General features: G+C 71.6%; 14 protein-coding genes. 7 read left to right on the forward strand and 7 right to left on the reverse strand.

Going from position 1 to position 13,179, the window contains the following annotated elements; translation table 11 throughout:
- The first annotated feature begins 296 nt into the window (after positions 1–296).
- Both AB0I72_RS25200 and AB0I72_RS25205 read left to right on the forward strand, forming a co-directional pair.
- Positions 297–1,067 (forward strand): GntR family transcriptional regulator, encoded by a 771-nt coding sequence (locus AB0I72_RS25200; RefSeq protein WP_358572889.1) that lies wholly within the window; start codon positions 297–299, stop codon positions 1,065–1,067.
- Positions 1,064–1,504, forward strand: a complete 441-nt coding sequence (locus tag AB0I72_RS25205; protein ID WP_358572891.1) for an NUDIX domain-containing protein — start codon at positions 1,064–1,066, stop codon at positions 1,502–1,504. The genes AB0I72_RS25200 and AB0I72_RS25205 overlap by 4 nt, the downstream gene beginning before the upstream one ends.
- Before the next feature lie 1,285 nt (positions 1,505–2,789).
- Here AB0I72_RS25205 and AB0I72_RS25210 read toward each other — a convergent pair.
- The 3 genes from AB0I72_RS25210 to AB0I72_RS25220 form a co-directional block, all read right to left on the reverse strand.
- Positions 2,790–4,283 (reverse strand): sodium:solute symporter family protein, encoded by a 1,494-nt coding sequence (locus AB0I72_RS25210; RefSeq protein WP_358572893.1) that lies wholly within the window; start codon positions 4,281–4,283, stop codon positions 2,790–2,792.
- A gap of 157 nt (positions 4,284–4,440) precedes the next feature.
- Entirely contained in the window at positions 4,441–4,827 is a 387-nt protein-coding gene (locus AB0I72_RS25215; RefSeq protein ID WP_358572895.1) for a RidA family protein, read from the reverse strand.
- Positions 4,828–4,947: 120 nt separating this feature from the next.
- Positions 4,948–6,240 carry an amidohydrolase/deacetylase family metallohydrolase gene (locus AB0I72_RS25220; RefSeq protein WP_358572897.1) on the reverse strand — a complete coding sequence of 431 codons (1,293 nt, stop codon included), beginning with the start codon at positions 6,238–6,240 and terminating at the stop codon, positions 4,948–4,950.
- Between the two features lie 209 nt (positions 6,241–6,449).
- On the opposite strand from AB0I72_RS25220, the gene AB0I72_RS25225 reads away from it, so the two are divergent.
- Genes AB0I72_RS25225 through AB0I72_RS25235 form a run of 3 tightly spaced genes read left to right on the forward strand, consistent with a single transcriptional unit; the run spans position 6,450 to position 8,845 of the window.
- Positions 6,450–7,412 (forward strand): sugar kinase, encoded by a 963-nt coding sequence (locus tag AB0I72_RS25225; protein WP_358572992.1) that lies wholly within the window; start codon positions 6,450–6,452, stop codon positions 7,410–7,412.
- Positions 7,413–7,436: 24 nt separating this feature from the next.
- Complete coding sequence (locus tag AB0I72_RS25230) at positions 7,437–8,183, forward strand: IclR family transcriptional regulator (RefSeq protein ID WP_358572899.1); 747 nt, start codon at positions 7,437–7,439, stop codon at positions 8,181–8,183.
- Positions 8,180–8,845, forward strand: coding sequence for a bifunctional 4-hydroxy-2-oxoglutarate aldolase/2-dehydro-3-deoxy-phosphogluconate aldolase (locus AB0I72_RS25235; RefSeq protein ID WP_358572901.1), 666 nt, complete (start codon positions 8,180–8,182; stop codon positions 8,843–8,845). Before AB0I72_RS25230 ends, AB0I72_RS25235 begins: the two co-directional genes overlap by 4 nt.
- A gap of 19 nt (positions 8,846–8,864) precedes the next feature.
- Here AB0I72_RS25235 and AB0I72_RS25240 read toward each other — a convergent pair whose 3' ends face one another.
- Positions 8,865–9,575 (reverse strand): hypothetical protein, encoded by a 711-nt coding sequence (locus tag AB0I72_RS25240; RefSeq protein WP_358572903.1) that lies wholly within the window; start codon positions 9,573–9,575, stop codon positions 8,865–8,867.
- A gap of 33 nt (positions 9,576–9,608) precedes the next feature.
- Positions 9,609–10,226, reverse strand: coding sequence for a hypothetical protein (locus AB0I72_RS25245; RefSeq protein ID WP_358572905.1), 618 nt, complete (start codon positions 10,224–10,226; stop codon positions 9,609–9,611).
- A gap of 84 nt (positions 10,227–10,310) precedes the next feature.
- Here AB0I72_RS25245 and AB0I72_RS25250 point away from each other — a divergent pair, with 84 nt between their 5' ends.
- Positions 10,311–10,580, forward strand: coding sequence for a hypothetical protein (locus AB0I72_RS25250; protein ID WP_358572907.1), 270 nt, complete (start codon positions 10,311–10,313; stop codon positions 10,578–10,580).
- 183 nt (positions 10,581–10,763) lie between these two features.
- Here AB0I72_RS25250 and AB0I72_RS25255 read toward each other — a convergent pair whose 3' ends face one another.
- On the reverse strand, positions 10,764–11,102 hold the full coding sequence (locus AB0I72_RS25255; protein ID WP_358572909.1) for a helix-turn-helix domain-containing protein: 339 nt from the start codon (positions 11,100–11,102) through the stop codon (positions 10,764–10,766).
- A 96-nt stretch (positions 11,103–11,198) separates the two neighbouring features.
- On the opposite strand from AB0I72_RS25255, the gene AB0I72_RS25260 reads away from it, so the two are divergent.
- Positions 11,199–12,089 (forward strand): NAD(P)-binding domain-containing protein, encoded by an 891-nt coding sequence (locus AB0I72_RS25260; RefSeq protein WP_358572911.1) that lies wholly within the window; start codon positions 11,199–11,201, stop codon positions 12,087–12,089.
- A gap of 178 nt (positions 12,090–12,267) precedes the next feature.
- On the opposite strand, the gene AB0I72_RS25265 is transcribed toward AB0I72_RS25260, so the two are convergent.
- Entirely contained in the window at positions 12,268–12,795 is a 528-nt protein-coding gene (locus AB0I72_RS25265) for a lytic polysaccharide monooxygenase auxiliary activity family 9 protein (RefSeq protein ID WP_358572913.1), read from the reverse strand.
- Positions 12,796–13,179 lie beyond the last annotated feature (384 nt).

Genomic DNA, 13,179 nt, shown 5'->3' on the forward strand with positions numbered 1-13,179 from the left:
CCGGCCGTGCGGCGCACGGGAGCGTGTGTTCGGCCAGACCGGCGCGGAGTCGCGCCGTGGTCTGGGACTTCGGTTCGGGGATCACAGGACCTCCTTGGATCGGAAGCGAAGCCCGGTTCCTGCTGGCGGCTATGAAGCAGGGCCTCGGGCTGCCGTGTCTTCGACGGTACGGACTTATGTCATAAGCGTCAAGACATATGCAATAAGTTCTTGAGAGTGTCGCCCCACGGGAAGACCCAGATGCCCCGCACGGCTACCGTGGAGGGACCACACTTATGTCAGAAGACGGAGGCCCGATGAGCAGCCTCGAAGCGCCGAAGGCGCGGTACAAGCAGGTCGCGGACCTGTTGCGCGACGCCATCAAGCGCGGGGAGTACCCGGCCGGTTCATCGCTGCCCAGTCAGCCGGAGTTGGCACGCGAGTACGACCTGAACCAGAGCTCGATCAGCCGGGCCATGGCCATGCTCCGCGCTGAAGGGTTGATCCGCACGGAGCACGGCAAGGGCTCCGTCGTCCTGGAGGTGCCCACGGTCAAGCGCGTCCGGCGCATCGACAGGGACTACCGGACCCGCCCCACTGGCAGCAGCTTCGCGGAGGAGTTGACCAAGGCGGGGCGCACCTCGCGCACGGAGCTGGTCGTCTGCGACGCCGTTGATGCGCCCGCCGACATCGCAGAAGTCCTCCGGCTGGACGAATCCGAACAGGCGCTACTGCGCAAGCGTCACATGTACGCGGAGGACAAGCCGGTGCAGATCGCGGCCTCCTACATCCCCATGAGCGTGGCCGGAAGCGTCGACATCGCCACGCCGGACACCGGCCCCAGCGGCATGTACGCCCGGATCGCGGATCGAGGGTTCGGACCGGTCCGGTTCACCGAGGACATCGAAGTGCGTGGGGCCAAGGAGGATGAGGCGACCTTCCTGAACATCACCCCTGGACAGCCGGTGTTCGCCATCCTGCGCACCGCCTTCGACAAGGACGACCGGCCCGTAGAGACCTGCCTGAACGTTCTCGCGGCTCTCCAATGGAAGCTCACCTACGCATGGGAACAGGACGTGAGGTCATGACCAGCGAGCTGCCCCGCCATAGCGTCAGCGTCACCGGTGTGGTCGTCCGGCCCACGGACGGCAAGGTGCTGGTGATCAAGCGGGCCGACGACGGCCGTTGGGTCCCGCCCGGCGGAGTCTTGGAGCTGGACGAGACTCCGGAACAGTGCGTGGTGCGGGAAGTCCGAGAGGAGACCGGGATCGAGGCCAAGCCGGTCCGGTTGGTCGGCGTGTACAAGAACATGAAGCTCGCCGTGGTCTCACTGGCCTTCCGATGTGAGCCCGTGGGCGGCGAGCTGCGCACGAGCGATGAGTCGAGCGTCGCCACGTGGCTGTCGCCGGAAGAGGCTGTGGAGCGCTGCCCCGAGGCGCGGGGGGTGCGCATCAGGGACGCACTGTCCGACGACGGCCCCCACGTTCGAGCCCACGACGGCACTTCTCTACTCCCGGGAAGCTGATCCCCACTGGGAAGGTTCTGCAATGCGGTTGGCACTAACCTCTGAGAGCGACATCAGCGGGTTGCATGCGCAGGGCCAGAATGCGGCCAACTGGAAGAATGACGCGTTCAGCCAAGAAACAGGCCGGAGGTGTGACAAGCCACCACCGGCCCTCAGTAGCGGATCGCTACTTCTTTCTCTTCGGCTTCTCGACCACAGTCGTCCTCGGGTGGCGAGCAGCGGTCGCCTTGCTCACGTAGCGGCCACTGATGGCGCTACGGGCCTTGCCGGACCCCTGACCCGAGCCAGACGGCTTCCTTTTAGCCATAGTTGACTTCACCCCCGTTCCAAGCCGGACACCAGCTCTTGACGGGGCCCTCAACTTGCCTTGAAGGCACGTCGTGTAGGGTCGAGGCCTCTGCCACGAGAACACAACCCCAGCACTGGCATCGTCCCCAGACGGTTTGCCCGTGCTGGGGTTTTCAGCTTGTGGAGATGTTATCAGTTACTCGGGCTATATCACCACGCACGACACAACATAGGCAACCATGCCCCCCTCATGGACACAAGATCTAGGGGTGAGGTGCCGGAGTCGGAGCTAAGTTGTCAGGACTCCGGGCGGCCCAAGTGTGCGCGCTGGAGGTGCCGCAGAACCCTCAGAACCTACAGAACTGGCATTCTTGCAGGTCAAGGTGTCATGTGGCGGAATCACAGAACTCCGCGATACCTCCGCAGAACCACCAGCCGGAGGGTTCTGCGGTTCTGCGGCGGTTCTGCGGGGAAGTGCGGATTGGCCTCGCGGAACGTTGACCAGCCGGGACGGGGGTTCTGCGGGTTCTGTAGGTTCTGCGGCGGGGTCCCGCTCCCCAGGAGGTGATCTTGGGCAAGCCTCTCGAAAAATCGGCTTCACCCGATGCCCGCAGACGGGCAAACGCAACCCTCCGAAGGTGATCCATCATGCGTGGAGAACCGCCACTCAGGGGCCATCTGAGGGGGCCAAATGGGGGGCCACCGGTTGCGTACTCGCCCGAACCCTGGCGAACGCTGGCGCACAGCGAGAGACACCCTTGACCTGCGTTCGGAGGCCGGTAAACTGGTCACCCACCATCGAACATGTGTTCGGGACGAAGAGGTCGTGGGTTCAAATCCCGCCACCCCGACGGAGGAACGGGTGTCCACGCAGGTGGGCACCCGTTCTTTGTTGTGCGCGCCTCACCCCACGCGGTGGCGGCACGAGGTCGTGGACACGTTCGCTGAACGGCCGTGCCCCGCCCGCGGACCACCGCGGGCGGGGCACGGCCTCCTCCTACCGCTCCTCGGCGGTCGTTCCGCCCCGGACCTGGGTGCCGACGTCGAGCGTCGCCCTCTCCTCCGCGAGACGGCGCAGCGCCTCCTCCTGGGTGATCCGCGTGCGCGGGGTGACCAGGCTGACCACCACTCCCGCCACCAGGGCCACGGCCAGCGACGGGAGCACCGCGTTCCCCCAGAACGCGCTGTAGGCGTCCACGTTGTTCACGACCAGCGCCGCCGCCGAACCGCCCGCCATCGCGGCGATCCCGCCCTGCCATGTGGCGCGGGGCCAGAACTTGCCCAGGATCGCGGCCACCAGCAGCCCCGTGAGAACCGTGGAGATCATCATCGTGATGTAGCCGATGATCGTCGTGGCCAGCAGCGCGAACACCAGGGCCAGCAGGAGCACCGCCCCCAGCGCCCACCGCGAGTAGGCCACCAGCCGCTCCGCCTTCGGCAACCGTCCCGTCACCACCTGGGAGACGTCGCGCATCAGGATGGTCACGCCGACGATCGCGTCGGAGTCACCGGAGGACATCGTCGCCGACAACCCCGCGACCAGCAGGAACGCACCCACCCAGAGCGGGAACAGGGTCGTGGCCAGGTAGGGGAAGGCCATGTCCGGGTTCTCCAGCCCGGGCGCCAGCGCGTTGGCGGACATCCCCGCGACGGCCGGGAGGAGGGAGAAGACGGCGAACAGCCCCCCGGCGAGCAGGAAGCTGCGGCGCACCGTGCGAACGTCGACCGCGGAGTAGATCCGCTGGCGGTAGGACGGCGTGGCCAGGACCCCGACGGCGATGACCACCGCGAGCGACAGCGCGGGCAGCGGGCCCAGGGCCTCGACGCCCAGCAGGGAGGCGGCCTCGTCGGAGGTGCCCTCGCGCATCCCGTCGAACCCGCCGACGGTCACCAGCGCCAGCACCGCGAGGACGGTGAAGCCGAGGAACAGGATCGTGCCCTGGACAGCGTCGGTGATGACCACCGCCAGGTACCCGCCGACCACTGTGTAGAGGCCGAAGCCCAGGGCGATGACCACCTTGGCCAGGTTCTCGTCCATGCCGGTGAGGAAGGACAGGTACATCGCCCCGCCCATGATGTGCGCGCCCAGCCAGCCGACGGAGGCCAGGAAGAGCAGGACGGCCACGACGCCCTTCACCGCGCGGCTGGCGCCGTAGTAGTAGCTCATCTCCTCGGCGAAGGTCATGAAACCGTGCTCGCGCACGTCCGCGAAGAGCCACAGGAGGAGGAAGACGCCGAGTGCGCCGCCGATCCCGTACAGGGCGCCCGCCCAGCCGTTCTGGTAGGCGAAGCCCACCGCGCCGAGGCTCGATCCGGTTCCGACGAGTGTGGCCAGCGTGCTGCCCATCACCAGGGGGGTGCTGAGTCTGCGTCCGGCGAGCAGGAAGTCCTCACCGCTGCTCGTGCGCCGGGCGACCCACCAGCTGATACCGAGCATGAGGAGGACCGCGGCGAGCAGGGCCACCAGGTAGCCCATGGAGGATTCGATCATGACACACGTCCAAAAGTCATGGGGGGAGTGACGCTCGGTGGGACCACGGGGTCCGGAGCGGTCGGGGGGTGTGGGGCCCGCCCGGCACACGTCGTGCCGGGCGGTGTCGGTTCTGGTCCCGGGCGGTGGGGACGGACCGCGTCGCGGCTCGGCCGGGCTACTCGGCGGGCTTGTACAGCACGGCGTCGACCTCGATGAGGAAGCCCGGCAGGTCGGCCTGGATGGTGGTGCGCACCGGCGGCTCGTCGCCGAAGTACTCGGCGAAGACCCCGTTCATGGCCTGGAAGTCGTCCAGGTCGCGCAGGTAGACCCGCGCCTGCACGGCGTCGGCCAGGCTCGACCCGGCGGCCGCTGCCACGGTCGCGAGGTTGTCGAAGGTCGCGCGGGCCTGTTCCTCGAACGGGCCGTCCACGAGCGAGCGGTCGGCCCGGTGCGGGGTGGCCCCGGCGAGGTGGACGAAGTCGCCGGCGATGACCGCCTGCGAGTACGGGCCTCCGGGCGGCGCGGCGTCCGGGGCCGTGACGACCTGCTTCTTCCTGGCCATGTGATACTCCTTCGGTGTGCGATACGCCGGTTCTCCGGCGCGGTCAGAACAGGGTGCGGACGGCGTCCACGACCCGGTGGTCGGCGTCGAGCACCGGCCGCGACAGCTCCGGTGGGTCGGTCATCGCGGCGCTCCCGTGGCGGTGGGGTCCTCCGACTCCCGGTCCGGGCGGGGGAAGGGTTCGTCGAAGTCCTCGGGCCGGTCCAGGTGCCGGACGGAGGCGCGGACGCGTCCGTGGCGGTCGGCCTCGGCGCGCCGCTGGGCGTCGCTGAGCGGGACCCACACCGGCGGGGGCGCGGCGACGTACGGCGGCAGGAGACGCCCCGCGGCGTAGGTGGCGGTGTTGGTCAGGCGGATCGGGGCCTCGCGCACACCCCCGTGCACGTCGACGGTGGGGAACCGGCCGTGCTCGGCCGCGAACACGGCGATGTCGGCACGGGCGCCGACCTCCAGCGTCCCGGCGGCGAGCCCGAGGGCGCGGGCGGGGCGGACGGTCGCGGCCGCCACCGTCTCGGTCAGGCCCATCCCGGCGGCCAACGCCTTGCCCATGACGGTCGGCAGGTCGAAGGCGGGGCCGTGGACGGACCGGATGTGCAGGTCGGTGGAGACGATCGGCTCGATCCCGGCGGCCAGTTCGGTTTCGAGGACGTCGAAGTCGAAGGCGCCCGAGCCGTGTCCGAGGTCGAAGACCACTCCGGCGTCGCGCAGCCGCAGGAGGGCGTCCGTGGGTCGGCCGTCGGCGACGAGGTCGGTGGCCACGCCCGTGGCGCAGTGGGTGAGGATGTCGCCCTCGGAGAGGAAGGGCTCGACGTCGGCGAGGTCGGGCGGCCCGTAGCCGATGTGCACCATGAGCGGCCGTTGGAGCCGTCGGGCGAGGTCCGCCGCCCGGCGCAGCGGTTCGAGCCCGTGCTCGCCGACGGTGTGGCGGTCGATCCGCGCCTTGACACCGCGGACCAGGTCGCCGTGCTGGGCGGCGACCGCGACGGCGGCGTCCACGTCGAGGTTCTCCAGCACGTGGTGTTCGCCGGTGCGGCCGACGAGCCCGAGCCCGGAGACATTGATCATCGCGTGTACCCGGAACGGCGCGGGGTCGACGACCGCGCGGCGCAGGCCCTCCATCGCGTAGGCCCCCGCCGATCCGGCGTCGACCCAGGTCGTCACGCCGGTGCGCCAGGCCAGCGCCTCGGGGTCGAGCCCCCAGTAGGTGGCGCCGTGCCACACGTGCGTGTGCAGGTCGACCAGCCCCGGCAGGACCAGCCGACCGCACACGTCGACGGTCGACGCGGCCCGCTCCTCGGGGAGCCCGGTGGCGACGGCGGCGATCCGACCCGCGCGTACGGCGACGTCGACGGTCTCGTCACGCCCCGACGCCGGGTCGATGACGCGACCGCTCCGCAGCAACAGGTCCCACACGCCAACCATTCCCTTCGATGCTGCACTATACGCAACAGTGTTGCGCATTTTCCATCGCCAGGAATAGCATTCGGTCGTGCCGCGGGTCAACACCCCGCGTGACGCGGACAACAGTCGGGAGGTCGTGGGTGAACGAGCCGCAGCGGACCGAGGACGAGGCGCGCTCCCCAGCCGAACGCCCGAATGAGCCGACGGTCGACGCCGTCTGCGTGGGCGAGACGATGGCGCTCCTGGTCCCGCACGGCCCCGCGCCGGGCGACCGCTCCCCGGACCCCGCGCCCCTGTTCCGCGCCGAGATCGGCGGCGCCGAGTCCAACGTCGCCGTCCACCTCGCCCGTGCCGGGCGGCCGGTCGCCTGGCACAGCGCCCTGGGCGACGACCCGTTCGGCCAGCGGATCCGCGACCGCCTCGCCGCCGCCGGGGTGCGCTGCGCCGCCCGCACCGACACCGCGCGCCCCACCGGCCTGTACATGAAGGAGCCGCTGCCCCGGGGCACGCGAGTGCGCTACTGGCGGCGGGGGTCGGCCGCCTCCGCCCTCACCCGGTCGGACGCCGTCGAGGTCTGGCGCCTGCGCCCGCGCCTGGTCCACACCTCCGGGATCACCGCGGCCCTGTCCGCGTCCGCGCACGGGCTGGTCGAGGAGCTCCTGGACACCGCCCCCACCGGAACCCTGCGTTCCTTCGACGTGAACTACCGGCCCGCGCTGCACGGCGACCACAACGCCGCGCCCCTCCTCGACCTCGCCCGACGCGCCGACGTCGTCTTCTGCGGGCTCGACGAGGCCCAGGCGCTGTGGGGCGTCACCGACCTGGCCGAGCTGCGCGACCTCCTGCACGGCGCCGCGCCGCACGGCCCCGTCCCGCACGGGCCCGACCTGCTCGTCATCAAACAGGGCGCCGAGGGCGCCACCGCCGTCCGCGGTGACCGGACCTGGTTCCAGCCCGCGCCCAGCGTCGAGGTCGTCGAACCCGTCGGCGCCGGTGACGCGTTCGCCGCGGGGTTCCTGGACCGCCTCCTGGACGGAGCGCCGATCCCCGACTGCCTGGCCGAGGGCGCCCGGCTGGCCGGGATCGTCCTGCGCCTGACCGGCGACATCCCTCCGCCACGGACGGGCGCGGCCGCGGCCTGGGAGACTGACTCAGGCCCTGACCTGGGGTCGTGCCCGCAGTGACGAGAACGAGGGGGAGGACCGGCGGTGTCCAACAGCGTCGAACGTGCCATGCGCATCCTGGTGGAGCTGGCGGAGGGCCCGACCACCATCAGTGAGCTCGGCCGCCGTCTGGACGTGCACCGCACGACCTCGCTCCGCCTGCTGCGCACCCTGGAGGAACAGCGCTTCGTGCGCCGCACGGACGACGGCAGGTACCAGTTGGGGCCACGCATGGCCACCCTGGCCGCCGCCGCGCTGGAGGGGTTCGACGTGCGCGGACTCGCCGCGCGTCACCTCAGGGACCTGGGCGCCTCCAGCGGCCAGACCATCCACCTGGGAGCGTTGGAGGGCGACCGCGTCGTGTACCTGGACAAGGTCGAGTCGCGGCACGCCGTCCGCATGTACTCCCACATCGGCGCGCTCGCCCCGCTGCACGCCACCGGCATCGGCAAGGCGATCCTCGCCCACCTGCCGGGGCGCGAGCGCGACACCCTGCTCGGCGACCCGCCGTTCGCCCGGTGCACGCCGAACACCCTCACCGACCGGGCGGCGCTCGACCAGGAGCTCGCCCGGACCGCCGAACGCGGCTGGGCACTGGACGACTTCGAGCACGAGGAGTTCATCCACTGCGTCGCCGCGCCCGTCTTCGACGCCTCCGGGAGGGTGCGGGCGGCGATCTCGATCTCGGCGCCCAGCATGGTCCTCGACCGGCAGGACCTGCTCGCCCTCACCGGAGACCTCACCGCCGCAGCACGCGACATCAGCGAGGAACTGGGTTGGAGTCAGACATGACCAGCACGCGCCCCGCCGCCGAGACCCCCGGCGGCGCCGGTTCCCCGGCCCGGCCGGTGACCGGCTGGGCGGACTTCTTCGCCGACGGCCTGTCCCCTGTTCCGCTCATGCTGATCCTTCGGGGCGCCGCCCCCGACCGCGCGGTCGCCGCCGCCCGGGAGGCCTGGCGGGCCGGTGTCCGGCTGGTGGAGGTCACGCTGGAGAGCGAGGCGGGCCTGCCCGCGCTGGAGGCGGTCGTCCGTGCCGCCGAGGGGCGCTTCTCCGTCGGGGCCGGGACCCTGACCACCCCCGAACGGCTCCGCCGCGCGGTCGACGCGGGCGCGCGGTTCGGGGTGGCGCCGGGACTGGACGCCGACACCGTCGCCGAGGCCGCCCGCCTGCGTGTCCCGTTCCTGCCGGGCGTGGCCACTCCCACCGAGGTCGGACGGGCCGCGCGGATGGGGGTCACCGCGGTCAAGGCGTTCCCCGCGAACCTCCTCGGGCCGGGCTGGGTCTCGGCCCTGCGCGGCCCGTTCCCGGAGCTGCGCGTGGTGGCCACCGGCGGCGTCGACGCGACGAGCGCGCCCGAGTACCTGCGCGCGGGCGCCCTCGGGGTGGGTGTGGGCCGGTCCCCGGCCGAGAGCGGCGGCCTGCCCGACCTGGTCGCCGCGCTGTCGCGCTAGCGCGGGCCGATCGCGCCGGTCACTCCGTCTCCTCCAGCAGGGCGACCGCGCGCTCGGCGATGGCGATGAGGAGTTCCTCGTCGCCGGTGAAGTCGGCCTCGCCGGTGCTGTTGCCGTAGGGCTCGCTCGCCGTGACCGAGACGAGGACGGTGCCCACGCGCGCCAGCACCTCGGCCTCGCTCTGCGGCTCGTCGTCGGGTCCGTCGACGTTGTGGGAGACCAGCGACTCGTCGCCGAGGTCGAGTTCGTCGGACTCGATGACCTCCAGCCAGGCGTACTCCGAGTCGGTCTCCCCGAGCAGGTTCTCCGCGTCGGCGGCGTACTGCCGTTCCGCCGCCTCCTCGTCGACGACGGGCTCGTAGTCGTCGTCCGTGGGCAGCCGGAAGGCGACCCGGAGGTACCCCACGGTGCCGTCCGAGAACTCCGCGTACCAGTCGCACGAGACGGCGCCGTCGTGGTACGACTGGCTCCCCAACGTGGCGGAGACGGCGCCCAGTTCCGAACGCGTCGCCGCGGCGCACGGCTCGGCGGGCAGCTCGTCGAACTCGGGCTCCGGCGTGGCCGCACCCGATCCGGTCAGGGCGAACGCCGCCCCGACCGCTCCGGCCACCAGGACGAAGGCCGCGAGCGTCACCGCGACGGTGATCCCCACGGTGCGCCCGGTCCCGCTCCTCGGCGCGGGCGGCGGTACCGGTTGGGGTGCGGGGTACGGGGCGGGGCCTGGCTGCATGACGGGGTCTCCTGGTGTCTGGGGGAGGGGCGGCTATCCGAACACGTCGGCGATGACATCGGCGAGCAGCGTCTCGGCCCCGGCGGTGTCGAGGTCGTCGCTGCCGCTGGGGAGGATCGCCCTGATCGAGCCCACCACGTCCCCCTCGCGGACGATGACGGTCACGCGCTGGGTGATGTCGTACTCGTAGTCGTAGTCGATGTCCGTCAGGACGAGCACGCTCTCGTCCCCGAGGTCGAGGTCGGCCTCCTCGGTGCCGACGACCTCCGTCGCCGACCCCTCCACGACGTAGCCGAGTTCTCCGGCGGACTCGACCTCGTCCTCGTACATCGTCCCGGCGTCCCGGGGGACGTCCTCGTCGGAGACCTCCTCGACCAGCTCGGCGTCGTCCTCCCGCATCGGCGCACTGTGGCTGACGGACAGCATCACCTCCTCCTCCCCGTGGAGGGAGACCTCCCAGCCGCACCCACTGGAGTAGGTGGACACGTACCAGGAGGTGACCTCCGCGTCGAGGTCGTCCAGGGCCTCCGCGCCGACGGACGCGCAGGGGTCGGCGGGCAGACCCCCGACGGGCCGCGCACCGGAGGAGCCGGGGAGGCCGAGGGCGTAGACGCCGGTGCCCGTGAGGGCTCCCGCGACGACCAGGGTCACGAGGGCCGTGACGGTGACCGTCAGGGCCCTGCGCGGCGGCCGCACGGGCGCCGACGGCGGCAGGGGCTGGCCGGGGAGACCGGGGTGGCCGGGGTACGCCTGCTGGCCCGGGTGACCGAAGGGGGGCTGGGGTTGCCCCGGATGCCCCGGGAACGCGCCCTGCCCCGGCTGACCGGGGTGGCCCGCGTGGGGCGGCTGGCCGGGCTGTCCCGGTGGGGGCGGGGGCTGCTGACCAGGAACCCCGGGAAACGGGGGCTGCCCCGGAGGACCGTGATGGGGCGGTTGGCCCGGCTGGGGCGGATGAGGGGGCTGTCCCATGAGCGAGGGTCCGTCCGAGGGAGATTCGAGGCCTGACTCCACGTATGTTCCCACGGCGCACGCACCGAACGTGCGCCAAACCCCCGTCGTGGCACATACCGGCCAATGACACCGGGACACGCGGTACGGGCGGGAGCCACCCCCACGGCACCGAGGGGCATCGCCGCCCGAACGGCGGTCACCGGCTGGCCGGGACCGGCCCCCGTCGAGCGCTCCCCCTCAGTGGGGGGCGACACCGCGCACGTGCTCGTCCCCCCAGACGGCGAGCGGTTCCAGCGCCGCGTTGAGGGACCGCCCCACCGAGGTCAGCGAGTACTCGACGCGCGGCGGGACCTCACCGAAGTCCTCCCGGTGCACGATCCCGTCCTCCTCCAGCTCCCGCAGGTGGGCGGCGAGCACCTTCTCGGTCACGCCCGTGACCAGACGGCGCAGTTCCCCGAACCGGCGCGGCCGCTCGGCCAGGGCCCAGATGATGACGACCTTCCACTTGCCCCCGATCACGTCCAGCGCGGCGTCCAGACCGCAGTTGTACGCGCCGGGCCTGCGCGTGGCGCGCATGCTCCCCACCTCCACCTGCACGCTTACCCCGGGGTGCGCACCCACTTCCAAGTGCGTACTTGTGGGCCCCCGGGGCCTGCCAGGAGCCTAGTCGACATGACCGAACACACCATCGAGAAGCCCCGCGTCTCCCTGCTCGGCCTCGGCGACATGGGGTCCGCCTTCGCCCGCGCCTGGTTGGCCGCCGGACACCCGGTGACCGTCTGGAACCGCACCGCGTCCCGCACCGAACCCCTCGCCGGGGAGGGCGCCGACGTCGCCGCCACGGCCGCCGAGGCCGTCGCCGCGAGCGACCTGGTGGTCACCGTGCTGCTGGACGACGCCTCCGTCGGCGCCGCCCTCGCCGACGCGGACCTGAACGGGAAGGATCTGGTCAACGTCACCACGAGCACCCCCGACGAGGCGCGTGCCCGCGCGCGGTGGGCGGACGCCCGCGGCGCCCGGTTCGTCAGCGGCGGGATCATGGCGGTGCCGACCATGGTCGCCGTCCCCGAGACGGGCGGCTACGTCTTCTACAGCGGGTCCCGCGAGGCCTTCGACCGCCACGAGGGCACGCTGTCCGTCCCGCTCGCGACCGCGTACACCGGTGAGGACGCCGGGCTGGCCGCCCTGAACGACATCGCCCTGCTCAGCGCGATGACCGGCATGTTCGCCGGTGTCGCCCACGCCTTCGCCCTGGTCCGGGACGCGGACGTGGACCTGGGATCGTTCTCCGACCTGCTCTCCGGGTGGCTCACCGCCATGACCGCGACCGTCCCCGGCACCGTCGAGCACCTGGAGAGCGGCGACTACACCACCGGCGTGGTCTCCAACCTCGCCATGATGGTCAGGGGGAACGCCACCCTGCTGCGGACGGCCGAGGAGCGGGGCGTGAGCACCGAACTCCTGCGGCCGTACATGCGGCTCATGGAACTCCGCCTGGCACAGGGCGGCGCGGACGAGGACGCGACGGGGGTGATCGACCTGCTCAGCGACGCGCGGCGCTGAGTCCCGCCACCGTGACCAGCGCGGTGCGCGCCCCGGTCGGGCGCCGCGTCGAGTGGGCTCGCGCCTCCCCGCCGGTGGTTCCCGGCCCGGGGAGGGAGCCGGGCCGGGAACCGGGTGGGGGCGGCATCGTCGGAGCGGACCCCGAGCGGGGGCCGGACGCGCGGTCCGCCCCGGCGGATCAGGCCGCCGCGCCGATGTTGACGTCCATGCAGGAGTAGAAGGCGTTGGCCGTGTCGGCGATGTTCCACACGGCGAGGATCTTGTGCTGGCCGCTGTAGGCGGTCAGGTCGACGGTGTGGGCCACGGTCCACGGCGGACGGTGGCCGCCGTAGCCGAACCGCGCGACCTCCTGCCCGTCGACGTAGTACACCCAGTCGGTCGTGGCGTGTGCCGCCGTGAACGTCCACGTGAAGGTCAGCGTCGAGCTGACCGGGGTGACGTCCCATCCGTAGTCGTCGTCGTCCAGTTCGGCGAACCTGGCGTTGCCGCCGGAACAGCTGTAGAGGCCCTTGGGCCCCTCGACGCTCTGCGGCTCCCACTTGATGCCTCCGCACTCCACGACCCTGGCGGCGCACTGCGCCTGGCGACTGGGGGGAGAGGAGACGTAGCCGTGGGCGCTGGCCACGCCGGCGGGCATGAGGGTGAAGGCCATGGCCGTCGCGGCGGCGACGGCGGTGATCGAGCGGAGTCTGCCGCGAATCTTCATCAGTGAGCCCTTCGTGACGGGTCACGATCCCCGGGCCGGTCGTCGGGGGTGGGGTGACCGGGGGTCGTAGCGGGAGGACCCGGGCCCTTGCGAACCCAGGGCGGACGGAGGCCGTGCGCGGAGTCGGATATTCTCCGGCGAAGGTCGACGACATTGTCATGGTTTTCCGGGTTTACCCGAAAAGTCCATTCCGCCCGCTTGGGATGACGGTAGGAAGGCGGCCACCACCCGTCAAGACACCCACGCGACCGGCGCGGACACCCCAGGCCGTACCAGCATCCAGAGGCCGTGGCGGCTCGGCCGCACTGGTATCGACGCCACCGAGGCGACCCTTTCCACACTCAACTGGAAATATAATTAACAGTTAGACGCGGTGGTCCACTC

The sequence above is a fragment of the Nocardiopsis sp. NPDC049922 genome, assembly GCF_040660275.1.
Taxonomy (GTDB): domain Bacteria; phylum Actinomycetota; class Actinomycetes; order Streptosporangiales; family Streptosporangiaceae; genus Nocardiopsis.